Consider the following 24,364-nt stretch of genomic DNA (forward strand, 5'->3'; position numbering starts at 1 on the left):
TTAATGGGGTGTTTAAAATATATTTATATTTGCAACGTATTAATTAACATTTTTTACAATAATTATGAGTAAGTCTAAATTAGAGTACATTTGGTTGGATGGTTATAAACCAACACAAAACATGAGAAGTAAAACTAAAGTTGAAGAAAACTTTAGTGGAAAATTAGAAGACTGTCCTATCTGGTCTTTCGATGGAAGTTCTACAAGACAAGCCGTAGGTGGTGATTCTGATTGTTTACTAAAACCAGTTGCTATATATCCAGATCCGGCAAGAAGGGATGGTTATTTAGTAATGACAGAGGTTTTAAACGCAGATGGAACTCCTCATGTATCTAATGGAAGAGCTACTATAGACGATAATGATAATGACTTTTGGTTTGGTTTTGAGCAAGAATATTTTATAATGGACAGAAAAACATTACTTCCTTTAGGCTTCCCTGTTGGTGGTTATCCTGCTCCACAAGGTATGTACTACTGCTCTGTTGGTGGAAGAAATACACATGGTAGAAATTTAGTTGAAGAGCATGCAGATTTATGCATTGATGCTGGATTAAATTTTGAAGGAATAAATCAAGAAGTAGCTTCTGGGCAATGGGAGTTCCAATTATTTGCAAAAGGGGCTAAGATTGCTGGAGACGAAATCTGGATTGCACGATACTTATTAGATCGTTTAACCGAAAAATATGGTTATTATATTGAGTACCACCCTAAACCATTAGGTGATACTGATTGGAATGGTTCTGGTATGCACGCAAACTTCTCGAACACAACATTACGTACTTGTGGTAGCAAAGAAACTTATGAAAAAATATGTGAAGCTTTTAGACCAGTGGTTAAAGAACACATTGAAGTTTATGGTGAGTTTAACGACCAGCGTTTAACTGGAAAGCATGAAACAGCATCTATTAACGATTTTAGTTATGGTGTTTCAGATAGAGGAGCTTCTATTCGTATTCCTATTATTACAGTAGAAAAAGGCTGGAAAGGTTGGTTAGAAGACCGTAGACCTGCATCTAACGCAGATCCATACAAAGTTGCTGGACGTATTATAAAAACAGTAAAGTCTGCAAATATTAATTAAACTTAGTATTTGTTAAATCTATAAAAAAAGCGTTATCAAATTTGATAACGCTTTTTTATGCTTTTATAATAAACCTATTATTTATTACATAAATAGGTTTCTATTTTAAGGTTATGTATACAAATGCTACATAGCCTGCTAGTAATATTAATCCATCTTTCCAGTTTAATCGCATACGGCTTGGTACGAATACTAATGGTAATATTATAAATGAAATTCCTAACATCCAGAAAATATCGTTTGTAAGTAATCCTTCTCCTTGTGGCCCTACTTTTATTGGTGTAATCATAGCTGTAATACCTAAAACGGCTAGAATATTAAAAATATTAGATCCAATTAAATTCCCTAAAGAAATCCCTTTTTCTTTTTTAAGAATGGCTATTACTGAAGCTGCTAGTTCTGGAATACTTGTTCCTATTGACACTACTGTAACTCCAATAATACGTTCGCTAATTCCAAAGTCTTGAGCCATAGCCACTGCACCTTTTATTAGCAATTCTGATCCACCCCATAAACTCACACCTCCTAAAACTAAAAATAAAACAATTTTATATAACGGTAATGGCTCATCGTCCTCTGGCATTTCATCTACTACTGCTGTTTTTTGGAATCGTAATAAGTAAATTAAGAAAACCAATAGTAATACAAATAGTATTAAGCCTTCGTGTGCTACGATTGCTTTATCTCCTATTATAAAAAAGTATAAAGCTAGAGAAGCAATCATCATTACTGGCCAGTCTGTTTTATAAAAACTTTTCTCTACATCTATTTTAGATAACAACAAAGTAATACCAAGCACCAAGCCTAAATTTGCAATATTAGAGCCTATAACATTTCCTAGTGCTAAGTCTGAAGATCCACTTAAGGCAGCATTTACACTAACTATAAGTTCTGGCGCAGAGGTTGCAAAAGAGACTACCGTCATACCAATAACAATCTTTGGTATTTCTAATTTTAATGATAAGGCTACAGCAGATTTCAAAAGCCAGTTTCCTCCTAAAATCAATGTCACCAAGCCTCCTATTATTAATAAAAAATCCATTCTATACTTTTTGAGCGAATATACTACAACATTTCAAATTAACGTTTTGTGAGTTTCTTTTTTTAACCTAAAACTACTTTTTTAGTTAAAAAACTATAAAAACAGTTGTATAACTAAAAAAACAGTTATATGTTTGTTTCAGAATCAATTTCAATTATAGTACTATTCAAACTGTAAAATATTATAGCGATGCAAAAGTTAACAAATAAAGAAGAAGCCATTATGCACATTTTATGGAAGCTTGAAAAGGCTTTTGTAAAAGATGTCATGGCAGAAATAAAAGAAGACAAACCACATTATAATACTTTATCTACAATGATTCGGAATCTGGTAGACAAAGGTTATGTAAGCTACAATGCTTATGGTAAAACGCATCAATACTACCCTATAATTGAAAAGGAAAGCTACAGAAAACGCTTTATGTCTACTGCTATAGAAAACTACTTTAATAACTCTTACAAAAATATGGTATCCTTTTTTGCTAAAGAAGAAAAGATTAGCGTAGAGGAGCTTAAAGAGATTATTAATTTAATTGAAAAGAAAGATTAATTATGGATTATTTATTAAAGGCTAATGCTATAGTTATATTATTCTATTTGTGTTATAAACTTCTTTTACAGAAAGAAACTTTTTTTGAATCTAATCGTTATTTCTTACTTGCTGGTTTAGCAACTGCTTTGATTATTCCTTCTATAGTTATACCAATTTACATAGCAGCCCCAGAATTAAACGAGTTTAATTTTATTACCACAGAAAATGAAACACCAATCAGTAATTTTTCTGAAAATTCGTTTAACTTTTTTCTATTATTTCAATGGATTTACCTTACTGGTATTGTTATATTCTCTATTAAATTTATGATAGAATTCGCTGGCTTACTCCATATTTTAATACAAAATAAGAGTATTAAAAAAGGAAACTATACTTATGTAGAGACTAAAAAAGATCATTCTCCTTTTTCGTTTTTTAAGTATATTGTTTACAACCCTAATCATTTTAGTGTAACGGAGTTAGAACATATTATTCTTCATGAAAAAGTACATGCAAAACAATACCATTCTATAGATATTTTAATTACTAAAATAACAGCTATCTTATTTTGGTTCAATCCATTTATTTGGCTCTACAACAAATCTTTACAACAAAATTTAGAATTCATTGCAGATAGTAATACTCAACAAAAAATAACTGATACTAAAAGTTATCAAACTTTATTATTAAAAACAGTGTTATCTCCTAATCAGATGGCATTAGTTAACAATTTTTACAATTCATTAATCAAAAAACGAATCATTATGTTACACAAATCAAAATCTAAACCATTAAATCTATGGAAGTATGCTTTAATACTTCCTTTGTTAGCTCTATTTTTAATGAGCTTTAACACTAAAGAAATTTATACCACTACTGTAACTCCCTCTAAAACCGCTAATGTTTCTTCTATTGTAAAGACGTTAGAAGATATAGAAGCCGTAATTATTACTAAAGATTTTAGTAAAGAAGATTTTGAAAATGCAAAAAGACAATTTTATAACCTAGATGTTGATTTAAAGTTTAAAGGTATTAAACGAAATAATAAAGGGGAAATTATCGCAATTAAAGCCTCTTTTAAAACACCAGAAAATAATAAAGGTAATTATAATGTATCTGGGCAAAAACCAATAAAAGCTTTTAAGTTTTATTATAATTCTAGCAGCGGAGAGGTTGGCTTTGCAAAAGTAGAGAATCATTCTTTTATAGTAAAAGGCTCTCCTAATGATAATGTATTTATCTTATCTGGTGACGACGACCATAATGGTGATAGTGATGAAAAGCACACATCTTATACTTATAAAAAGAAAAAAAATAGCAATAATAAAGATGAAGATGTGGAAGTTATTGTAAAAGGCAACCCTAGTAAAAGTATTATTAAGTTTAATACAGATATTAGTCCTAATAATTATAAACTAAAAAAGAATACTAATAGTGTTTATGTATACACTTCTAAAGATAACAATGAAAATGTAGAAGTTATTTTTAAAGAAAAAAACAAATCAAGCAAAGTAAAAGAAGGTAATACTTTTGTTTATTCCAATGAAAATAATGACAATAACAATGAAGACATTATTATTGTTGAGAAGGAAAACATCGTTAATGGAACTAAAGTGATTAATACTTGGAAACAAGATAAAAATAAGGAAGATGAAAATATTATTATAGACTTAAACCAAGACGATAACAAGATAATTTTTAACACAGGTAAAAACCTAAAAGATCCTATTTATATTAAAGATGGTAAAGAAATTACTAAAGAGGAACTATCATCTATTATTCCAAAAACGATAAAGAGTGTAAATATTTTAAAAGGTGAAAGCGCGATTAAATTACATGGTGAAAAAGCTAAAAATGGGGTAATCATTATTAAAACGAAGTAAATTATAGTTATATATTTTAATAAAGACTTAAAAGCTCGAATACAAGTATTCGAGCTTTTTTTATTTAATAATAATTTTCCTCGTTAGTGTTTTTCCTTCAACTTGAATTTTTGCCAAATACAATCCACTAGATAAGTTTAGTTTTAAATATGAATTATTTTTAAGTGTTTTAGTTTGAAGTAGCCTTCCTTCTGAAGAAAAGACAGAAACTTTGTATGTTCCATTAATTCCTGAAATATGTAAATTATTGTCTGCAGTTAAAGGATTAGGGTATAGTTTTACTGTTTCCTTCTCAAAATCATCTATGCTTAACGAATTATTCCAAGTATCTCCTACATTATTCCCCCAAATATATTCTACTAAATCTGGGTTATCTATAAATGGGTTTCTATTAAATTGCCAAGTGTATACCACATTATTTCTGTTCATTTCGTAATCGTCTGGCGGGTCGTTTCTGTGCCAATCTAATAAGGTCGCTAAGTCTCCTAGCTCTCCATTTCCTGTTGTTGTAGGGAACCCGTTAACAATATCTAAACCATTATATCTAACGTCTAAAAACAAAACGCTTCTTGCTACATCGCCTTTAAAACTTCCTGCTGTTCCTGTTGGCCCGTTATATCCTGTTCCTCCATAGTGTTTATTACTTCTATTACTATTCTCTGGTCCATCTGCAGCTCGTAATGCATGAGCGTCTGAATTTGCATGACGCAACGAATCTGCTTTTGTTGCCCAAAATGTATTTATACCATCTGCAATTTCATCGCCTTCTATATCATTAAAGCCGCCTCGCGATCTAGGAAATGTATGTTCTCTATTCCATTTTCCAAAATTACTTCCTCCTGTTTGTATATCTAACTTTGCACGTCCTTGTTCTGTATATACTAACCATACTTGATTACTGTTATTTGGGTTAACATCTGCCTCTTTTAAAATGTTTATAACATCGGCATAAGTTTGTGCTCTTACCGTTGCTGGATCTGCTATAATACCCTGCAATGCCTCTTTTAAGGCTGTGCCCGATAATCCATTTATAGGATCATAATATCCGTTTGGTTGTGTACTAGCAACTGTACCGTATGTGGGGTTTAATGGAGTTCCGTATGGGGCAACGATAAAATCGTTATCTACAGCTCTTATAGTTATAAAGTTATTAAACGGAATGTATGGTGAAGATAAATTAGAAAATTTAATAACCAATTCTTCATCTCCTTCATTAAACGTATCGTCTACTAATGTTATACTTGTAGTTACCGAGTTTTGTCCGCTTAATATAGTAACGGTTGTATTTCCTGTATAGTCTGCAGTAGTAAAACCAAAGTTGTTAAGCGTAAAACTAAAAGTAGCATCTGCGGTTACATTAGTTTCTGCTGTAAAGGTTATATTAAACGTCTCTCCTTCTCCATACTGTGTTTGTGTGGTAGATATGGTTATAGGGTTGAATACTACTCCTGAACCATCGTTTAATTGTCTTGGTGTTGGTGTTGTTACTGCATAGCTTGTTCCATCATTATTTAACTGTATAGATTCTGTTGTTTTGTTACCGTTTAAGTTTTCATCTATTTGAAACGTTTCTCCTAACAAGGTTTGCAATGTCACATCTTCTGGATCTCCTGTTTCATAAACCAATGCATCTATTAAGTTTGTAGTTGTCGCTAGAGTTCCATCTGGAAAATCTGTATCGTCTGCTTGATATATAGCTACTGCATCTGCTCCTTGTTGTATTATATTACTTGGTATTAGTACTTGAGGAAATGGTGTTAGTGTAGTGCTACCTAATACTAACAATCCATTTTCATCTGTTGTGGTTCCGTCTAAATCCTTAGCATAGTAACTAGAGTCCATGCCACTTGATGAGCCATTAAATAGTACTAAAACATATCCATCTAAGCTTGTATTTGCAGATGGAGTTTTTAATTCTATAAACTCTAAAGTATCTGTGCCTGGGGTATCGCAATCTAATTCGTTAATAACAACTTGGGCAGTACTTAATTGATTACAAATTAGTACTGCAATTATAATAATTATACTTCTCATATCATTTACACTTTTTGCAAAGGTACGTAACATTACTATAGTGAGCATTTTTTTATCTATAAGTCCCTCTTTTTTAACAAATCGTTTTTATAGATTTTTTTTACAAAAAAAAATCAAACCTCATTTTTAGTGTTTTTTTAAAATCAAATTTCCCTTGTAAATTAAAAACACATCAAAAAAACCCCTGTAATTGTTATAATATAAAACAATAAAAGCTGTTTTAAACTACATATTTAAACACTAATAAAGCAAATAGTGTTTTAAATTAAAACCTTTTATATTTTTTTAGTTATAAATGTAAATTTAAATTCATTAATTCTGTTAATTTCATTTGGATAATAGATTCCCAAAAATATATATTGGCTGAACAATCATTAAAAATGGTTGTAGTTGTTATTAACCTTTTAAACTATAAAACTTATGATCGCACTTGCCAAACTAATTATTGATATTATCTTATGGATACTTCTTTAAGACTTACATAAAATGTAAAACTTAGTCTAGAATAAGTTTTATCATTTTTAAAAATCTCTAAACACTATTTGGCAAACCGGTAATTAAATAATAGTTTTGAGAAATGAAAAAGCAATAAACTCTTTATGAATGGGTTTTGTTTTTATAGAATAACAGACATGAAAAAACAGTTATTTAAAGTATTAGCTAAACTTAATAAAGCCATTCTACCTAGCTATACTAAACAAAGATTAGATTTAAGTAAAGCCAGCAAACTACAAATGGCTATTTTTGGTTGGAAAGTTTTTGTTACAAAAAATGCTTTAGATTAATTTATAATCTAAAAACATTACTCTATACATTAAAACAAGTATTAGCAATATTTCTTTTTATTAAATTCTTGAATTAAAAAAAGCAAAATAAATTCTCATTTTATTTGGTACATTCAATAAAAAAGAAATATATTTGCACCCACAAAAAAAGGCCATGTGGCGCAACTGAATAGCGCACTTGATTACGGCTCAAGAGGTTGCAGGTTTGAATCCTGCCATGGTCACAAAAAAACAAAACCTGTAATTTTATTACAGGTTTTGTTTTTTAACGAAATACTACTGGGAAGTTACAGTTTTTTAAGCTTTAATATTGTTTTTACAATTGTATAATCTACCTCATCGTCATCATCTTCTTCTTCCTCATTTACACTTGAGTAAGTGATTTCAAATTTTTCACCTATCATTTCTTTTTTGTTAAGATCGAACATACGTTTTGCTTCTAACGAAAGCTTATTAAAACTAATTGCTATTTCTTCTCCTTCTTCATCTTTATAACTAAAGGTAAACATGCCATCGTCTATCCCTCTATAAATAGCAGTGATGATAGATAGTTCTTCTTGGTTTTCTTCACTTACTTCTTCTATAATTTCTTCTTCTTCATCTTCTTGCGCTACTACAACATGGTTACAAAATAAGAATGCAATAAGGAATAACGGTAATAATTTTAATGTTTTCATTGTTAATTATTTATAATTGTTATACTACTAATGTTTTCAAAAAGATTCCTTGCCTTTTTGATGTTATTATTTAGACACCGAAGTTTTTTTGGGGTCACTTATCTATTTACTTTTTTTTGTTTTTTTTACTAAACCGTATTAAAACTCTTTAGGAAAAAACAAGGCTTGCAGTTTTGCTAGTAGTATTAATTCCATTTTTGAACGCTTCCCCTTTTTTGTAGCAATTGCATTACAGGTTTCTAAAATTTGAGATTTGAGTGAGTTATTAAATAACGTTTTGTTTCTAAAATAATATTCAGAAAAAACCAAAAATGCTCTTTGCGCTTCTGTTTGGTTAGCTATTAGCTCTCGTAAGGTTTTATAAATGAGCTCTTGGCTATCTATTTCGGGTATGCTTTTAGTGAAATATTTTTTAGTAAAAGCTATAATTTGTAGTTTTTCATCGCGATTAATAGACCGGTCTGCCATTGCTATTGCATAAAGTAGATGTGCTAGCGATGTGTAATAATCTAGGTTTTTATATAGTGTATTACTCATTGCAATAAAATTAGGTATTATAAATTAACAGAATTATTTAGATAATAAATTTACGACTACAGTTTTTTAAAATAGTCAACATTTAAAACTAGCTTAACACTTCTTTTTAAGTTCAAAGAGGTCTTTACGTCTATCTCTTAAGTTTTTCACAGCTCCAAATTGATGTAATTCGCGTAAAAGGTTTATATCTACATCTGCTATAAGTATCATTTCTGTGTTTGGTGTTGCTTCTGCTTTTATACCATTGGTTGGAAACGAAAAGTCGCAAGGTGTAAAAACCATAGATTGCGCAAATTGTATATCCATATTTTCTACATTTGGTAAATTGCCCACGCTTCCTGCAATGGCTACGTAACATTCGTTTTCAATAGCTCTAGCTTGCGAGCAATGGCGCACACGTGAGTATCCATTTTGAGTATCTGTTAAAAAGGGCACAAATAGAATATCCATTCCTTCGTCTGCTAGTAACCTACCTAATTCTGGAAACTCAGAATCGTAGCAAATTAAGACGCCTATTTTTCCGCAATCTGTATCGAATGTTTTTATTTGGCTTCCTCCTTGCATTCCCCATACTTTTGCTTCATCTGGTGTAACGTGTAGCTTCTCGTAACGTTCTACTGTACCATCTCGCCTACATAAATACCCAACATTATATAAACGTCCATCTCGCATTTCTGGCATACTCCCAGAAATGATATTAATATTATAAGTAATAGAAAATTCTGAAAACTTTTCTACAATAGCTGTTGTGTGTTTGGCTAATTCTCTAATAGCATCTGGTGTTTTTAAATGATTGTCTTTTGCCATTAATGGTGCATTAAAAAACTCTGGAAACAATGCAAAATCTGAGCGATAGCCTGCAACTGCATCTATAAAATATTCAGCTTGATTTAAAAGTTCATCAAGGTCTTTATATGAACGCATTTGCCATTGTATTAACCCTAATCGAACTACACTTTTCTTTGTTGCTGCTTTCTTTGAAGGTTTTGTGTAATAGATATTGCCCCACTTCATTAAAATAGCATATTCTCCAGATGCTTCATCTCCTTCTAAATAGCCTTTCATTACTTTAATAGGGTGAAAGTCATTAGATATCTGAAAATTTAATACAGGGTCGTTAATTTCTTTTCGCTTTACTTTTTCAATATATTCTTTAGGTGAAATTGTGTTAGCATACTTACTGTAATTAGGCATTCTACCTCCAAACACAATTCCTTTTAAATTTAACTTTTCTGCTATTTCTTTTCGGTAATCATAAAGCCTTCTTCCCAGACGCAATCCTCTAAATTCTGGTTTTATAAAAACTTCTATTCCATACAAAATATCTCCATCATTATTATGTGTTCTAAAAGTATAATTGCCTGTAATGTCTATATAGGTATGATTGTCTTCAAAATCATCATACTCTACAATAATTGCTAGTGCACAACCTGCTAGCTGCCCATTAATTTTTATAACGACCTGCCCTTCAGGAAATTTATTTATTAACGCTTCTATATGATGCTCTTTCCAATAAGAGTTTGGCATATTTTTATATGCAGATATCATCACAGTTTTAAGTTCTTGGTAATCTTTTAAATCCAAAAATTTAAGCTCAATATTTTCTATGTCTTTTGTTTTCATTTATTTTTTTTCAAAAATTTCCTCTGCATTTTTAAAGCTCTTAAATTCTACCATATACTCGTTAGGGTCTGTAATAAAAAAAGATAAATGTTCTCCAACTTTATTTTCTAAAAATGTAACTTCTGTAGTGACATCAAAATTATTTTTAGAGAGTTTTTTGTACAATTTTTTCCAGGTATCATTATCCACCACAACTCCAAAATGAAATGTAGGCAATATTTTATCGCTTAATTTATAGTTTTTAAAGTTAAATTTAAAAGCTCCAGTGTTGGTAAATGTTAGTTGATTTCCATAAAGATTAATATCTACCCATGTTTCTGAGCTTCTACCTACTTTAGCTCCAAGCGTATTTATATAGAATTGTCTTGTATCTTCAACACTCTTGCAAGGAAGTGCTAAATGGAATGCTGCTTTCATATTAATATTATTTAAGGTTATCTCTTTTTGTATTATTTATAATACCTAATTACTGCGCTTCGGTCTTCTTTATCTAAATAGTCTAGAGCTTCTTGCCATGGTACCCAAAGTACATTTTTAAACTTATCTGGCTCGTTTAGCTTTATTTTTTCTATTGGTTTTGTTGTTGTGAAATAATATTTATAAACTAATTGCTTAGCCTTATTTTTACTCTTTATAGATAGGAAATAGGTTAACTCATTTTCTTTAAGCTTAACGTCTATTTCTTCATAAGTTTCTCTAATTAACGAATTATAATCTACTTCTGTTTTCTTTTTTACACCTCCTGGTAACGAGTACTTTTTAATAACATCTCCTTTTTCAAGTACTAGTAAGTTATCATTATTAATTGCTATCAGTCTAACTTTATCTTTTTTTTTTAAGGCTTTCATATTTATTTTTAATCAAAAAGGGTCTTGTACAGCTTCTGGGTCGTTATCCTCATAGGCTTCATAATCTTCTTCATCATAATCTTCCATTACTTTTTCTAACCTTGCACTTACTTTAACCAAATATTTAGTGTCGTCTGTAATAATCTCAACTGCTTCTATCCATTCATTTTTTGCATTTCTAAACTTTATAATATCTGCATCGTCGTATCCATCTGGAAATTTATCAACTACTAACGCTAGAATTTCTGGTGTTAATTTTTTAAAATCGACAATAACTCTTTTTAAATTTGGATTATTATTTTTCATAATTACATGTCTAATAGGTAAGCAAATATTAACGGTGCTACAATTGTAGCATCACTCTCTATAATAAATTTAGGTGTATTTATATCTAATTTACCCCATGTTATTTTTTCGTTTGGCACTGCCCCACTATAAGACCCATAGCTTGTTGTTGAGTCACTTATTTGACAGAAATAACTCCAAAAAGGGGTATCTGTGCGCTCCATGTCTTGATATAACATTGGTACTACACAAATAGGAAAATCACCTGCTATACCACCTCCTATTTGAAAAAAACCGATACCATTTTCTGAATTATCTGTATACCAATCTGCTAAATATGCCATATACTCAATACCTGATTTCATTGTACTGGCTTTGAGTTCTCCTTTCATAACATAACTTGCAAAAATATTTCCCATAGTACTATCTTCCCAGCCAGGTACTACAATTGGTAAATTAGCTTTTGCTGCGGCATACATCCAAGAGTCTTTTATGTCTATCTCGTAATGCTTCTCTAGCACACCAGAAAGCAATAACTTATACATAAACTCATGAGGGAAGTAACGCTCTCCATTAGCTTCTGCATCTTTCCAAATCTTTACTATATGTTCTTGAATACGTCTAAAAGCTTCTTCTTCTGGAATACAGGTATCTGTAACACGATTTAAACCTCTTTCTAACAAATCCCATTCGTCTTGTGGTGTTAAGTCTCGATAGTTTGGTACACGCTCATAATGGCTATGTGCAACTAGGTTCATTATATCTTCTTCAAGGTTAGCGCCTGTGCACGAAATAATTTGCACTTTGTCTTTACGAATCATTTCAGCAAAAATTTTACCCAACTCTGCTGTGCTCATTGCTCCTGCTAAAGATACTAACATTTTAGAGCCTTTATTTAGTTGTTCTTCGTAACTTTTTGCAGCGTCTACTACTGATGCTGCATTAAAGTGCAAATAGTATTTTTCTATAAATTGAGAGATGGCTCCTTTACTCTTCATCTTGATTGTATTTTAATTTGTTTATAGTATTTTGATTTTTATTCCCGTATAGGTTTTCGTTTTCATCCTCTGCCTCTTGTTCTACAAATTTGTAGCTTAACATTTTATAGTATAGTTTTGCCGCTAAAAAGTCTGAAGATTTATCTATTTCATTTGGACATAGCTCTACAATATCAAAACCTACTACATTTTTTTCTTCAAAAACCTTTTTTAAAAACTCTAATGTTTCATACCAAAATAGCCCTCCTGGTTCTGGTGTACCTGTTGATGGCATTATTGAAGGGTCTAGGGCATCTAAATCTACTGTTATATACACATTATCGGTCATTAAATCTAAAGCGCTATCCATCCAATAATCATCATTTACCATATCGTGTGCAAAAAATACATTTTCTTCATTCATTACTCGTTTCTCCTCTATATCCATACTACGAATTCCTACTTGTACTAAATTTGTATTCTCATTAGCTTCGTATAAAGCGCAAGCGTGGTTGTATTTAGAGCCATCATATTCTTTTCTTAAATCGGCATGTGCATCAAGTTGTAATACTGTTAAATTATTAAAATACTCATCAAAAGCACGAATAGCTCCTATTGATACTGAATGTTCACCGCCAAACATAGTCACAAATTTGTTTCGTTTTATGTTTGCTTTAACTGCTACATGAACGGCATTAACCATTGCTTCTGGCGCACTATTCTCTGTTACTGCATCTGCAAGATAAATACCCTGTTTATATACTTCACTATCTGTTTCAATATCGTACAACTCCATATTTTCTGAAGCGTGTAAAAAAGCTTCTGGACCTTTATCGGCTCCTTTTCCCCATGTGCTAGTACCATCGTAAGGCACAGGAATTAATACTATTTTTGATGTTTCTAAACCAGCATAGTTATTAGGAATGCCAGCATAATTAGTATTCGTTTTCATTTTTTGTAAAATAATTGCTATTAGTGTGTTGTTTTTAATACTTCTAAGGCTGAATGTGTTTTAGTTTTTTCTTTGTTCAAATTATTGTTTATTCCAAAGTCATAACCAAGTATAGATAATAAGCTTTCGGATGTTTGTTGTTCTGCAAATACCTCTGTTATTATTTCTCCTTCTTCATTTTTATTAATTAAAATATGTTTTGGAGTTGGGATTAAACAGTGTTGTAATCCTCCAAATCCTCCTATAGTTTCTTGATAGGCTCCTGTATTAAAAAAACCAATGTATAACGGTTTTTCTTTATTGTATTTAGGAAGATATATCGCATTCATATGCTGTTCGCTGTTGTAATAATCATCACTATCACAGGTTAACCCTCCTAACAATACACGTTCGTATTCTTTATTCCATCCATTTATAGCCAACATTACAAAGCGTTTATTTATAGCCCAAGTGTCTGGCATTGTTGTTATAAAAGAGGAATTTATCATATTCCACTTTTCTCTATCATTTTGTTGTTTTTGATATAAAACTTCATAAATAGCGCCTCCACTTTCTCCTACTGTAAAACTTCCAAATTCTGTAAATATATTTGGTACTGCTACCTCTGCTTCATCGCAAACTTGTTTAATCTGTCTTATAATTTCGCTTACCATATAAGCATAGTCATAATCAAAAGCTAATGAATTTTTTATAGGGAACCCACCTCCTATATTAAGGCTATCTAGGCTAGGACATTCCTTTTTTAGGTTAACGTAAACTTTCATACACTTTAGTAACTCATTCCAATAATAGGCAGTATCTCGTATACCTGTGTTTATGAAAAAGTGTAACATTTTTAAGGTTACTTTTGAGTTGTCCTTAATTTCCTTATTGTAAAAAGGCACAATATTTTTATAGCCAATACCTAAACGAGAGGTGTAAAACTCGAACTTTGGTTCTTCTTCTGAAGCTATTCGAATACCTATATTATAGTTACCATTAATAGCTTCACTTAACAAGGATATTTCTTCATAATTGTCTATTACCGTTATACAGTTTTTATGACCTTTATTAATTAGTCTTGCAATGTTTTGCACATATTGATCGCGTTTAAAGCCATTACAAATAACAAAGGTGTTATCGCTTATTTTATTCTGTGCTTTAAGGTTTTCAACAATATCTATATCAAAAGCCGATGATGTTTCTATATGAATATCGTTTTTAAGTGCCTCGTCTAATACATGCTTAAAATGAGAGCTTTTTGTACAATAACAATAGTTATAGTTACCTTCATAACTATGTTCTGTTATTGCATTTGCAAACCAGTTTTTTGCTCTGTTAATATTATCGGATATTTTTGGTAGGTATGTAAATTTTAATGGCGCACCATGTTTTTCTACTAGTGCCATTAAGTCAATTCCATGAAAGTTAAGTTTGTTTGATTTTAGGGTAAACTCTTCCTGAGGAAAATCGAAAGTTTGATCGATTAGATCAATGTATTTGGTTTTCATTATGTATAAATAAAAATTAGAAAAATGTATATTTTGCTTTAAAAGCAACAGAAACGTTATTTCTAATTATTCAGATACGAAATATAAAAATAGTAGATGGGTCGAAGCTATTTTGCTCCAACATACGGAATGTTATATTAATTTTAGAAGACAGCCTTGTGATTCGGTTCCTTATCCCTAAGGCAGTTTTTAGAGAAGACTTCTTTATTCTCCTAAACCCGAACATGAAAAACGATTTCATTTTGGTTATGGCAATGCGTTTATATAAAACTCATTTTAATTAAAAAAAGCTACACTTCTCAAGTTGAAAACATCTGGAGATGTGTAACTCTTTTGCTTTTAAGACACACTTTTTTTTTCTAGGTCACTTTTTTTTAAATAAAAAATAAATATTATTTTAAATAATGAAGAAACTGTGTCTTTATTAGTTTTTGGTAGTTAATGTAGACATCTTTTTATGCCTCTTTATTTTAGTAACCGCTCTCATTATTTTTTCTCTAAGATGGGCAGGTACTTCCTTTGGTACAACCGCAATAGATTTAAAAGGATTTTGTTTTACCATAGTATCTACTAAAATTAGGATTACTATAAATATGACACCTAAAAAACACATTGGTCACCTAAAAAATATTATATTTTTAAGTCTTCGAGGGATCAATATTATTTTCCTCCTCATCATTTTCTTCCTCATTAGCAATGATTTCTTCTACTTCTTGAAGAATGTCTTTTTTTAAGTCTTCTGGTATAGATACTTCTGGCTCTATGTTTTGAAACGGATTTTTTTTAGTCATTACTTAATAGTTTTTGATGCGCTTTTACTAATTTTATTCTTGCTCTTTTAAGCCGCATTTTAACCGCACTCTCATTAATATTAAGGAGGGTTTGTATTTCTTTAACAGAAATTTCATCTTGATATTTTAATAACAGAATAGCTTTATCTGCAGGTTCAATTAGCTCTAATGCTTTTTCTAAATTGGATGCTTTAAACTCAAAAATTTCATCTTCCTCAATATCATCTACTTGTGTAAGGTGTTTATCATTTTTATTTAATAATTCCCAACGTTCTCCTAATTTTTTTGCTGTATCTCTCTTTTTGTAATTTACTAAAAAGTTGTAGGTAAAGCTATAGAGCCACGTAGAGAATTTAGATTTCCCTTTAAAAGTATGCAGTTTTGTATACAGCTTTAAAAAAACGTCTTGAGTTAAATCTTGTGCTTCATCGCTATCCTCCGCAAAACTGTAACATTTACTATATATTTTTTTACTGTACCTATCGTATAACTGTCCAAAGAGTGCAGAGTCATTTGAATTTAATATTAGTTTCACTAACTCTTCATCTGTGGTATATATTGCATTTTTATTAGTGCTATTTGAAACTGCACTAAACATGATTATTATAAGGTCATTTTTTAATGACATAAGTTCTTTTTAAGGAATTAAGTTGATTTGTTAAAGATAAAGTTTTGTGTCTCCTTAAACAAAAAGTTTTTAATAACCTTAGGAGAGTTTTTAAACTTAAAATGCCTTTAGTAAATAGTTTGTATAACTTTAAATAGTGCTTATTACTGTATAGAGTGTCTTTTTATTTTTTAATAATTAAGTAAGCTTTACTTAAAAAAGTAGACTTACATTTGCATAATCTCATTTTAATACTAATATATTAATGAAACCTATTGTACAAATCTTAATCCTTAGCTTATGCCTTACCTCTTGTAAGGACACGGTTAGGGTTACCGCTACTAAAGCACCTACTCCTAATATTATAAAAGCGGATACACTTACTCCAGCAAAAACACTTAGCAAGGCCGAATTATTAGTAAATAAGGCCATAAAAGCTCATGGTGGGCGTTTGTATAATAATGCTTCTTATACTTTTATTTTTAGAAAAAAAGAATACTCTTTTACTAATAACGGTAGTAATTACCGCTATGAAATGAAAAATGAAACTGAAGGGGATTTAATTTATGATGTTTTAGAAAACGGCACATTAACTAGAGTTATTAATGACAAGCGTGTTAATTTAAATGAGAAACAAATTAAAGCATACTCGGGTGCTTTAAATTCTGTAATTTATTTTGCTACTTTACCTCATAAATTGAATGATGCTGCCGTTAATAAAGCTTTTAAAGGCACGACATCTATAAAAAACGAAGACTACAATATTATTGAAATTACTTTTAATAAAGAAGGTGGTGGTCAAGACCATGATGATGAATTTTATTATTGGATAAATACAAAAACTAACACTATAGATTTTTTAGCCTATAATTACCTTGTAAATGGTGGAGGCGTTCGCTTTAGAAGCGCCTATAATGCACGTACAGTAGATGGTATTAGGTTTCAGGATTATATAAATTTTAAAGCTCCTGCAAATACTCCTCTTAAGGACTTACCTAAATTATACGAGAATGGAGAGTTAAAAGAGTTATCGCGAATTGAAACTGAAAATATAATTAACTTAAATAAGTAGAGACTTATTTAGGTGTAGTATAATAAAAAGCCAATTCTCTAATTAAGAATCGGCTTTTTATATCTATTTTAAACTTTTATTCTTTTAAATAATTTCTGCGCTTAAACCTGCTTGTTGTAATTTAGAGCATCGTGGCTTTAAATCCTTAATATCTCCTGTTTTAACGGTGCATTTTCCTTTATAGTGTACTAATATAGAGCACTGCTCTGCTTGTTCTGGCGTATGGTCGCAGGCATAAATTAACATATCTATGACATGATCGAATGTATTAACATCATCATTGTATAATACAATTTCATTATTCTTTTTTTCTTTAGTTGATACTTCAACTTGTTCTAATACTTGTTCTTGAGTACTCATCTTCTTCAAAATTATAACACTAATTTATATAATATTATACAAAGATAAAAACAAAAAGAGTTCCTTTTTGATACTTCCTTCTTAAAATAAGAGTTAAAAATTAAATATCTAAAAGACTAAAACCTCCATATTTATGTTACAAAAAATGAGCCATTTAGATTATACTAAATGACTCATTTACAACTAATTTTATAGTTAAGATTTGGTTTTACTTAAAAGCAAAACATAATCTATAGTTTTAGCTTAACATGGACCTATTAAACTCCATCCGCTACTTGTACGCTCATAAAGGTTACCAAAGTATGTAACGCGGTCTCCTACAGAGTAACTTGCATTACTTTGCCATTCTGATACTCCATCGCATATACCTCCACCAGAGGTCGTTGGATACATAGAGCGTAAAGAAGATACATCGTTAGCGTTAAAATTACCACTTGCTCCTGAAGAAAAGCATGCTTGCATAACTGAAGTTAAATCTCTTCCTGTTGGTGTTCCAGATATGTGTATTGCACCATCTGATCCTGTTCCTTCATTTCCTTGACTAGATGCAGGACAACTTAAACGATCAAACCAATCTGAATGTCTGAACCCTACAGAGTGTCCAATCTCATGTGTAATAACGTGTTCATTTACATTAGTTGAAAATTGCTCTAAGTTATATATTTGCACGAATTTATGAGGTGTTCCGTTAGATTTTGGAAAACCAGCAACTCCACCTGTACCATTAGTATTCACTGTATTATCGTACACAACCATATCTGCAGCTTGGTAATTGGTTCCAAATGATAAATTAAAACTTAATGCCATATTACTAATATTATTGTAATTATTTACGGCTCTAGACAATGCTGTTTGCGCTTTACTAGATAATGCTTGACTTCCTCCTGTGTAACCTAAAATGTTTATTGTTCTATTTGCTCCTGTTACTAGATTAGCTGTTCTGTATTGACGCCCTGTACCAGAATATGCTTCATTTAATAACTGAATCTCTTCTCTAGTAATTACAATATCGCTACCTATATAAATTCTCTCTTCTACAGAACCGTCTGGTAGATGAAAGTCTCCTTTTGTAATAGCTCCTGCATCTAATTCGAGGTCTCTAATTGAGTTTAACAAATCTATATCTGTTACTGAAGTTCTACCTTCTACTCCATCTGAATTAATTATTACATCATCATTAAAAGCTGAGATATCTTCACTAACCTCTTCTTTTTCACAAGATTGAATAAAGAATGATAATGAAAGTATTGCTATTAAAAATATTTTAATATTCTTCATTGTTTTTAAAGTTTTTTGGTTAAAATTAATTTTAAAGCTTACGTAAACAATAGCCATAGGTAACTTGGTGCAGAGCTTTTGGTTTAGAAAGTCTACAATACCTATAGGATAAAATAAATTTATTTAAAATAAAGGTAAATTATTTAAAACAAACGGATTACGGCAAAACCCGTAGTTTGATTGTTTTACAGAATAATCTGTCAAAAAAATCGTTTAAACGCTATTTTATTCGGCAAAATGCAAGGACACCCAATTGTTTCGCTCTAATTTGTGTTTTAGAGTTAAATTAAGCTTGTTTGCTTCTTCGGTTATTAGTGGTATATCATTGTCATAAAACCCACTTAAAAATAGGTTTCCTCCAGCATTAAGGCAGCTTTTGTAGGTTGCCATATCTTTTAAAAGAATATTACGATTTATGTTTGCTATAATACTATCGTAGGATTTATTTTTTAGCAAAGTAGCATCTCCTTCTAACACAGTTATATCTAATGCTCCATTACGTTCTACATTCTCAACGCTATTTAGGTAGCACCAATTGTCTATATCTATAGCGTCTACTACTGTTGCTCCTTTCATAGCTGCTAGAATTGCTAATACGCCTGTACCACAGCCCATATCCAAAACAGATTTCCCAATCATATCATTTTTAAGAATATGCTGAATCATCATGTGTGTTGTTTCGTGATGCCCTGTACCAAAACTCATTTTGGGTTCTATAATAATGTCGTATTTAGTGTCTGGTTTGTCATGAAACGGTGCTCTTACTGAGCATAGGTTGTCTACTATTATAGGGTTAAAGTTTTTTTCCCATTCTGCATTCCAGTTTACTTGTTCTATGTCTTCGAATGTATAGCTTATTTTAAACTCGTCTGATTTTAAAATTTGCACATTGTCTAGTATATTTTCTTGCCACTCTTCTTTTTGTATGTATGCTGTAACGCCTTCCTCTGTTTCAACAAAACTTTCAAAACCTGCATAACCTAATTCTGCTATTAAAATTTCTACTGCTGGTTGTATTGGGCTTACCTTAAAATAATAGCCGATGTATATAATATTTGACATTGTTATGTTATTGAATGTTCTTTTTTTTTTTCTGTATTATCTTTTTCTGCGTTAGGGATTGAGCAATTGTTGGAACTCCTCGCAGAGAGTGACTTGAGAAAGCCCGACCTTTAGGTAACGCCCTAAAATGCATTTACTATAGCAAAAAAGTCTTCTGCTTTTAGTGATGCTCCTCCTATTAAACCGCCATCTACATCTGGTTTTGAAAAAATTTCTTTTGCATTTGCTGGTTTTACGCTCCCCCCATATAATATAGATACTGAATTTGCTATTTCTGCTGTATATTTTTCTGCTAAAGTTTGTCTTATAAACTGGTGCATGTCTTGTGCTTGTTCTGGAGTTGCTGTTTCTCCTGTACCTATTGCCCAAACGGGTTCGTATGCTAAAACTATATTTTTAAAGGCAGCTGCTTCTAAATGAAATAATGCGTTTGCTATTTGATTTTTTACGATTGTTTCTTCATTATTAGCTTTTCTGTCGGCTAATTCTTCTCCAAAACAGAAAATAACTCTCATGTTGTTATTTAATGCTGTGTCTACTTTTTGTGCAAGTATCTCATCGGTTTCATTAAAATATGCTCGGCGCTCACTATGCCCTAAAATTACGGTATTAACTCCTACACTTTTTAACATTGCTGCACTTACCTCTCCTGTGTATGCTCCATTACTTGCAAAATGCATATTTTGTGCTATAACTTCTACGTTAGATTGTTTTAATGCATTAAATGCAGGATATAAGTTAACAAACGTTGGAGCTACCATTACCTCTGCATTAGATGTTTTTGCTTGTTGCTTTATTGCTGTTATTAAGGTTTCGGTTTGGGCTAGATCATTATTCATTTTCCAATTCCCTGCTACTATATTTTTTCTCATTGTTTTATATTTTTTTCAATTCACTAAATAGAGTCTTTAGTTTAATTGTTCTTGTATAATTTTATCGTCTGCTTTTATAGCTCTATAGACTTTTATTTCTCCTGTTTTTCCTATTACCATATATCTAGGAATCCAATCTAAGTCTAAAAAAGTACCAAACGGCCCTTTCCAGCCAGATTGCATATAATAATGTTCTCCTTTTAGCTTATATTTTGCGACCCCTCTTTTCCATGCGGCTTCAGTTTTATCTAATGATAAAAATAAAAATACTGTTTCTGGATTATTTTGCTGTAGTTGCGCTACTTTAGGTATTCCTTTAATACAATCTCTGCACCAAGATGCCCACACATCTATTATAATTGTTTTGTCTTTGTGTTCTTTTAATATACTAGCAAATGTTACCTGCTTTCCTTTTATATTTATAAATGTATCGTTTAATGCTTCTTGTGAAAACTGCGTTGGTGCTTCTTGTGCTTTACAGTTTATTAACGTAAAAAGACACAATAGAATAAGGCTAATTTTTTTCATAATAGTTTATTGTAGTTTTATTTTGGGGTCTAACCAAGCATAAATAATATCTACAAAAATATTAATTATTATAAAGAGTAATGCAATAATTAATACTGCTCCCATTATTACTGGTAAATCTAATGTATTTAAAGCATTTACTATTTCTTTTCCTAATCCGTTCCAGCCAAAAATATATTCTACAAACACTGCTCCTGCCAACATAGATGCAAACCACCCTGATATGGCTGTTACCACAGGATTCATTGCATTTTTAATAGCGTGTTTTTTTATTATTTGAAATTCGCTTAATCCTTTTGCTCTTGCTGTTCGTATGTAGTCTTGATTAAATACTTCTAATAGAGAGTTACGCATTAATTGTATTATTACTGCTAATGGCCTAATACCTAATACTACGGCTGGTAGTATTAAGTTTTTCCATTGTATGTGCATTGCTTCTCCAAAATCATCTAATTCGTACAAACTACCCGTCATTTCTAAATTTGTGTACTTATGTAATACAAAGCCAAATAACCACGCAAATAGTATTGCACTAAAAAAGGAGGGTACACTCATGCCTACAGTACTCAATATTTGTATTGTTTTATCTAGTATGGTATCTTTTTTTAAGGCGGATATAATACCTAAACATATTCCAAGAATTATAGCTATTAATATGGCTGTTATTGCTAGTACAAATGTATTGGGTAAGGTTTCTACTAAAACCTGACTTACTTTTTTGCCTTGTTTTGTGAACGATTCTCTCAAATAAGGCAGTTTTAAAACCGTTGTCGTATTCCCTAGAGTAAATAGTTGTAAGGCGGAGTATTTATTAGCGCTTAAATAAGTGTAGTCTTCTGTTTTATTAGAATGAAACGAAAGTAGTGATAAATCGTTTATATAATAAGCGTATTGTGTACTTATAGGTTTATCGAAACCATATTTTTTGTTAACGACTTCTAGTTGGGCTTTATCTACATTTTGTCCCAGCATCATTTCTGCAGGGTCTCCTGGCAATACACTAAATAAAAAAAATATAACTGTGACTACTCCAAATAATGTAAGTAGTGCATAAAAGGTTTTATTTAGAAAATAACTGATCAGACTATATTATTGTTTTAATGTTATTTTAATAATAGAGTCTACTCCCGTTACATCCATCTCCTTTAACAACACACTATCTTTAACAACTTCCATACGTTCTATAAGTTCTGCTTTTATAGTATCTACCATCTCTTTAGTAGCTAATTCATCGTCTATAAAATACATGACATTTGTTACCTCAACTGGTTCTGGTTTAGATTCTGGCTTACGTTCTACTACTGGGAGTTCTAATTGGTCGATATCATTAAAATGTAGCTTTTGCTTAATTGTCGCGTTTTGCAGTTTTAATATTCCCGGGTTAGATCTCACTATTGTTTTTAATGCCGTTTCATCACAGAAATAAAAATCGAAATTTAAATTATATACAGATTTATACTCTGCTACTTCTTCTGGTCCTGTTGCTGTTAAACCAACTACAGTGTAACCATTTTTAATGGCTTTATCTGTAGCTTCTTTTATTATTTTTAATCCATTTACTTCTGCTTTCTCTAAATTATAGGCGACTATAAGGATTAAGTTATCTTCCTTAAGAATAGATTCTGTTAAATCTTCACCATCTTTTTCTATAGAAAAGTCATGAATAGGTGCTTCGTATCCTTCTTCTATAATATCTACTTCTACACCAACGTATTTGCCTTCTACATTAGGGTAAGATCCATCTGTAACAAATTCTTTTTGCTCTCCATTTTTAAGCTCAAAGGTCCAAGTAAATTCTTGTACTGCTTTTGGTGCATCTTCTGGCACCGTCATATTATCTATAATATTAGCGCCTACTTTATATGGTCTATAATCTTTTGCAGGCAAATGCATTAACACATGGTATCCAAACCATAAACAGGCTATAAAACTTAATAATGATATTATTGTTGTTGCAAATTTATTAAAGAAAGGTTTTATGTATTTTACTTGTGTAAAAACAATAAGGATTAATGCTAATAAGCCCACATCTTTCCAAAAGCTTTGCCAAGGTGTCATTTTCATAGCGTCACCAAAACATCCGCAGTCTTTTACTTTATCGAAATAAGCTGAATAAAAAGTTAAAAACGTAAAAAACAATATCATTAGTAACAAACTCCAAACTGTAAACTTTGGTTTGTATCCAATAATTAAAAACACACCTAAAAGCACTTCGAATACAACTACAAATATAGAAATCCCTAATGCATAAGGTGTTAAAAAAGGTAAATCTAAAACCGTAGGCCCAAAGTATTCTTCGAGTTTAAAGGCAAAACCTATAGGATCGTTTAATTTTATTAATCCAGAAATGATAAAAAATATACCTATAAATATACGGCTAACCCCAACTATTACTTTCATGTGTTTATTATTGTTTAATTAACTTGCTTCTGCTTCGCTTAAGTGTATTAATGCAAAAATGGCATAGTTTATCATATCTTGATAATTAGCATCTATGCCTTCGCTTACTATTGTTTTTCCAGAATTATCTTCTATTTGTTTTACTCGTAATAGCTTTTGTAAGATTAAATCGGTTAACGAGCTCACTCTCATATCTCTCCATGCTTCACCATAATCATGATTTTTATCTTGCATTAACTGTTTTGTAAGTGCTACTTTTTCATCGTATAACAGTGTTGCTTTTTCTGTTGTTAAGTCTGGTTGCTCTACTACTCCCTTATCTAATTGAATAAGAGCCATGATACAATAATTAATGATTCCTACAAATTCGCTTTGCGCTCCTTCATCTACTTTTCTAACCTCATTTTGTTGTAAACTTCTAATGCGTTGTGCTTTAATAAAAATTTGATCTGTTAGCGATGGCAAACGTAAAATGCGCCAAGCACTTCCGTAGTCTTTCATTTTATTAATGAATAGGTTACGACAGCTATTTATAACGGCATCATATTGTTTTGATGTATCTTGCATGAATTGATTGAATTTTGCGTAAATTTCGCTTAATTTTTTGAAAAGTTCAAAGTTTATGGTTTAAAGTTTTACAAGCCTAAAC

The 24,364-nt window shown here is 31.0% G+C and carries 26 protein-coding genes and 1 tRNA gene; 6 read left to right on the plus strand and 21 right to left on the minus strand.

What is annotated here, in order from left to right; genetic code table 11:
• Window positions 1-64 precede the first annotated feature (64 nt).
• A complete protein-coding gene (locus ACVC08_RS08200) occupies window positions 65-1,081 on the plus strand; it encodes a glutamine synthetase beta-grasp domain-containing protein (RefSeq protein WP_452597692.1) in 1,017 nt (338 codons plus the stop codon).
• A gap of 100 nt (window positions 1,082-1,181) precedes the next feature.
• On the opposite strand, the gene ACVC08_RS08205 is transcribed toward ACVC08_RS08200, so the two are convergent.
• Complete coding sequence (locus tag ACVC08_RS08205; RefSeq protein WP_452597693.1) at window positions 1,182-2,123, minus strand: calcium/sodium antiporter; 942 nt, start codon at window positions 2,121-2,123, stop codon at window positions 1,182-1,184.
• 189 nt (window positions 2,124-2,312) lie between these two features.
• Here ACVC08_RS08205 and ACVC08_RS08210 point away from each other — a divergent pair, with 189 nt between their 5' ends.
• Both ACVC08_RS08210 and ACVC08_RS08215 read left to right on the plus strand, forming a co-directional pair.
• Entirely contained in the window at window positions 2,313-2,672 is a 360-nt protein-coding gene (locus ACVC08_RS08210) for a BlaI/MecI/CopY family transcriptional regulator (RefSeq protein WP_452597694.1), read from the plus strand.
• Between the two features lie 2 nt (window positions 2,673-2,674).
• The gene (locus ACVC08_RS08215; protein ID WP_452601683.1) at window positions 2,675-4,537 is read left to right on the plus strand and encodes a M56 family metallopeptidase; all 1,863 of its coding nucleotides are present in this window, start codon (window positions 2,675-2,677) and stop codon (window positions 4,535-4,537) included.
• A 60-nt stretch (window positions 4,538-4,597) separates the two neighbouring features.
• Here the strand turns inward: ACVC08_RS08215 and ACVC08_RS08220 are convergent, their stop codons facing one another.
• Window positions 4,598-6,619 carry an endonuclease gene (locus tag ACVC08_RS08220; protein WP_452601684.1) on the minus strand — a complete coding sequence of 674 codons (2,022 nt, stop codon included), beginning with the start codon at window positions 6,617-6,619 and terminating at the stop codon, window positions 4,598-4,600.
• 584 nt (window positions 6,620-7,203) lie between these two features.
• On the opposite strand from ACVC08_RS08220, the gene ACVC08_RS08225 reads away from it, so the two are divergent.
• Window positions 7,204-7,356: an SsrA-binding protein gene (locus ACVC08_RS08225; RefSeq protein WP_452597987.1), complete on the plus strand. Its 153-nt coding sequence runs from the start codon at window positions 7,204-7,206 to the stop codon at window positions 7,354-7,356.
• A gap of 150 nt (window positions 7,357-7,506) precedes the next feature.
• Window positions 7,507-7,580, plus strand: a tRNA-Arg gene (locus ACVC08_RS08230).
• A gap of 63 nt (window positions 7,581-7,643) precedes the next feature.
• On the opposite strand, the gene ACVC08_RS08235 is transcribed toward ACVC08_RS08230, so the two are convergent.
• The 11 genes from ACVC08_RS08235 to ACVC08_RS08285 form a co-directional block, all read right to left on the minus strand.
• The gene (locus ACVC08_RS08235) at window positions 7,644-8,033 is read right to left on the minus strand and encodes a hypothetical protein (protein WP_452601685.1); all 390 of its coding nucleotides are present in this window, start codon (window positions 8,031-8,033) and stop codon (window positions 7,644-7,646) included.
• Window positions 8,034-8,171: 138 nt separating this feature from the next.
• The gene (locus ACVC08_RS08240) at window positions 8,172-8,570 is read right to left on the minus strand and encodes a hypothetical protein (protein ID WP_452597989.1); all 399 of its coding nucleotides are present in this window, start codon (window positions 8,568-8,570) and stop codon (window positions 8,172-8,174) included.
• A 93-nt stretch (window positions 8,571-8,663) separates the two neighbouring features.
• Window positions 8,664-10,193, minus strand: a complete 1,530-nt coding sequence (locus ACVC08_RS08245) for a bifunctional GNAT family N-acetyltransferase/carbon-nitrogen hydrolase family protein (protein WP_452597990.1) — start codon at window positions 10,191-10,193, stop codon at window positions 8,664-8,666.
• Window positions 10,194-10,610 (minus strand): VOC family protein, encoded by a 417-nt coding sequence (locus ACVC08_RS08250; protein ID WP_452597991.1) that lies wholly within the window; start codon window positions 10,608-10,610, stop codon window positions 10,194-10,196.
• 32 nt (window positions 10,611-10,642) lie between these two features.
• Window positions 10,643-11,041, minus strand: coding sequence for an NUDIX hydrolase (locus tag ACVC08_RS08255; protein WP_452601686.1), 399 nt, complete (start codon window positions 11,039-11,041; stop codon window positions 10,643-10,645).
• Between the two features lie 12 nt (window positions 11,042-11,053).
• Complete coding sequence (locus ACVC08_RS08260) at window positions 11,054-11,347, minus strand: hypothetical protein (protein WP_452597993.1); 294 nt, start codon at window positions 11,345-11,347, stop codon at window positions 11,054-11,056.
• A 2-nt stretch (window positions 11,348-11,349) separates the two neighbouring features.
• Window positions 11,350-12,324, minus strand: a complete 975-nt coding sequence (locus ACVC08_RS08265) for a deoxyhypusine synthase family protein (protein WP_452601687.1) — start codon at window positions 12,322-12,324, stop codon at window positions 11,350-11,352.
• Entirely contained in the window at window positions 12,314-13,255 is a 942-nt protein-coding gene (speB, locus tag ACVC08_RS08270; protein ID WP_452601688.1) for an agmatinase, read from the minus strand. Before speB ends, ACVC08_RS08265 begins: the two co-directional genes overlap by 11 nt.
• 20 nt (window positions 13,256-13,275) lie before the next feature.
• Window positions 13,276-14,745 (minus strand): arginine decarboxylase, encoded by a 1,470-nt coding sequence (locus tag ACVC08_RS08275; protein ID WP_452601689.1) that lies wholly within the window; start codon window positions 14,743-14,745, stop codon window positions 13,276-13,278.
• A gap of 638 nt (window positions 14,746-15,383) precedes the next feature.
• Window positions 15,384-15,536 carry a hypothetical protein gene (locus ACVC08_RS08280; protein ID WP_452597997.1) on the minus strand — a complete coding sequence of 51 codons (153 nt, stop codon included), beginning with the start codon at window positions 15,534-15,536 and terminating at the stop codon, window positions 15,384-15,386.
• Entirely contained in the window at window positions 15,529-16,164 is a 636-nt protein-coding gene (locus tag ACVC08_RS08285; RefSeq protein ID WP_452597998.1) for an RNA polymerase sigma factor, read from the minus strand. Before ACVC08_RS08285 ends, ACVC08_RS08280 begins: the two co-directional genes overlap by 8 nt.
• A gap of 244 nt (window positions 16,165-16,408) precedes the next feature.
• Here ACVC08_RS08285 and ACVC08_RS08290 point away from each other — a divergent pair, with 244 nt between their 5' ends.
• Window positions 16,409-17,215 (plus strand): DUF6503 family protein, encoded by an 807-nt coding sequence (locus ACVC08_RS08290; RefSeq protein ID WP_452601690.1) that lies wholly within the window; start codon window positions 16,409-16,411, stop codon window positions 17,213-17,215.
• Window positions 17,216-17,299: 84 nt separating this feature from the next.
• Here ACVC08_RS08290 and ACVC08_RS08295 read toward each other — a convergent pair whose 3' ends face one another.
• The 8 genes from ACVC08_RS08295 to ACVC08_RS08330 form a co-directional block, all read right to left on the minus strand.
• Window positions 17,300-17,575, minus strand: a complete 276-nt coding sequence (locus tag ACVC08_RS08295; RefSeq protein WP_452598000.1) for an ATP-dependent Clp protease adaptor ClpS — start codon at window positions 17,573-17,575, stop codon at window positions 17,300-17,302.
• A 243-nt stretch (window positions 17,576-17,818) separates the two neighbouring features.
• Complete coding sequence (locus ACVC08_RS08300; protein WP_452601691.1) at window positions 17,819-18,853, minus strand: M57 family metalloprotease; 1,035 nt, start codon at window positions 18,851-18,853, stop codon at window positions 17,819-17,821.
• A 225-nt stretch (window positions 18,854-19,078) separates the two neighbouring features.
• Entirely contained in the window at window positions 19,079-19,915 is an 837-nt protein-coding gene (gene prmA, locus ACVC08_RS08305; RefSeq protein WP_452599314.1) for a 50S ribosomal protein L11 methyltransferase, read from the minus strand.
• 122 nt (window positions 19,916-20,037) lie between these two features.
• Window positions 20,038-20,787 (minus strand): triose-phosphate isomerase, encoded by a 750-nt coding sequence (gene tpiA, locus ACVC08_RS08310; RefSeq protein ID WP_452599313.1) that lies wholly within the window; start codon window positions 20,785-20,787, stop codon window positions 20,038-20,040.
• Between the two features lie 36 nt (window positions 20,788-20,823).
• Window positions 20,824-21,315 (minus strand): TlpA family protein disulfide reductase, encoded by a 492-nt coding sequence (locus ACVC08_RS08315; RefSeq protein ID WP_452601692.1) that lies wholly within the window; start codon window positions 21,313-21,315, stop codon window positions 20,824-20,826.
• A gap of 6 nt (window positions 21,316-21,321) precedes the next feature.
• Complete coding sequence (locus ACVC08_RS08320; RefSeq protein ID WP_452601711.1) at window positions 21,322-22,398, minus strand: ABC transporter permease; 1,077 nt, start codon at window positions 22,396-22,398, stop codon at window positions 21,322-21,324.
• 6 nt (window positions 22,399-22,404) lie between these two features.
• Window positions 22,405-23,715 carry a BT_3928 family protein gene (locus ACVC08_RS08325; protein WP_452601693.1) on the minus strand — a complete coding sequence of 437 codons (1,311 nt, stop codon included), beginning with the start codon at window positions 23,713-23,715 and terminating at the stop codon, window positions 22,405-22,407.
• 18 nt (window positions 23,716-23,733) lie between these two features.
• Window positions 23,734-24,282, minus strand: coding sequence for a DUF1599 domain-containing protein (locus ACVC08_RS08330; RefSeq protein ID WP_452599310.1), 549 nt, complete (start codon window positions 24,280-24,282; stop codon window positions 23,734-23,736).
• Window positions 24,283-24,364 lie beyond the last annotated feature (82 nt).

The organism is Pontimicrobium sp. MEBiC06410 (assembly GCF_053601615.1).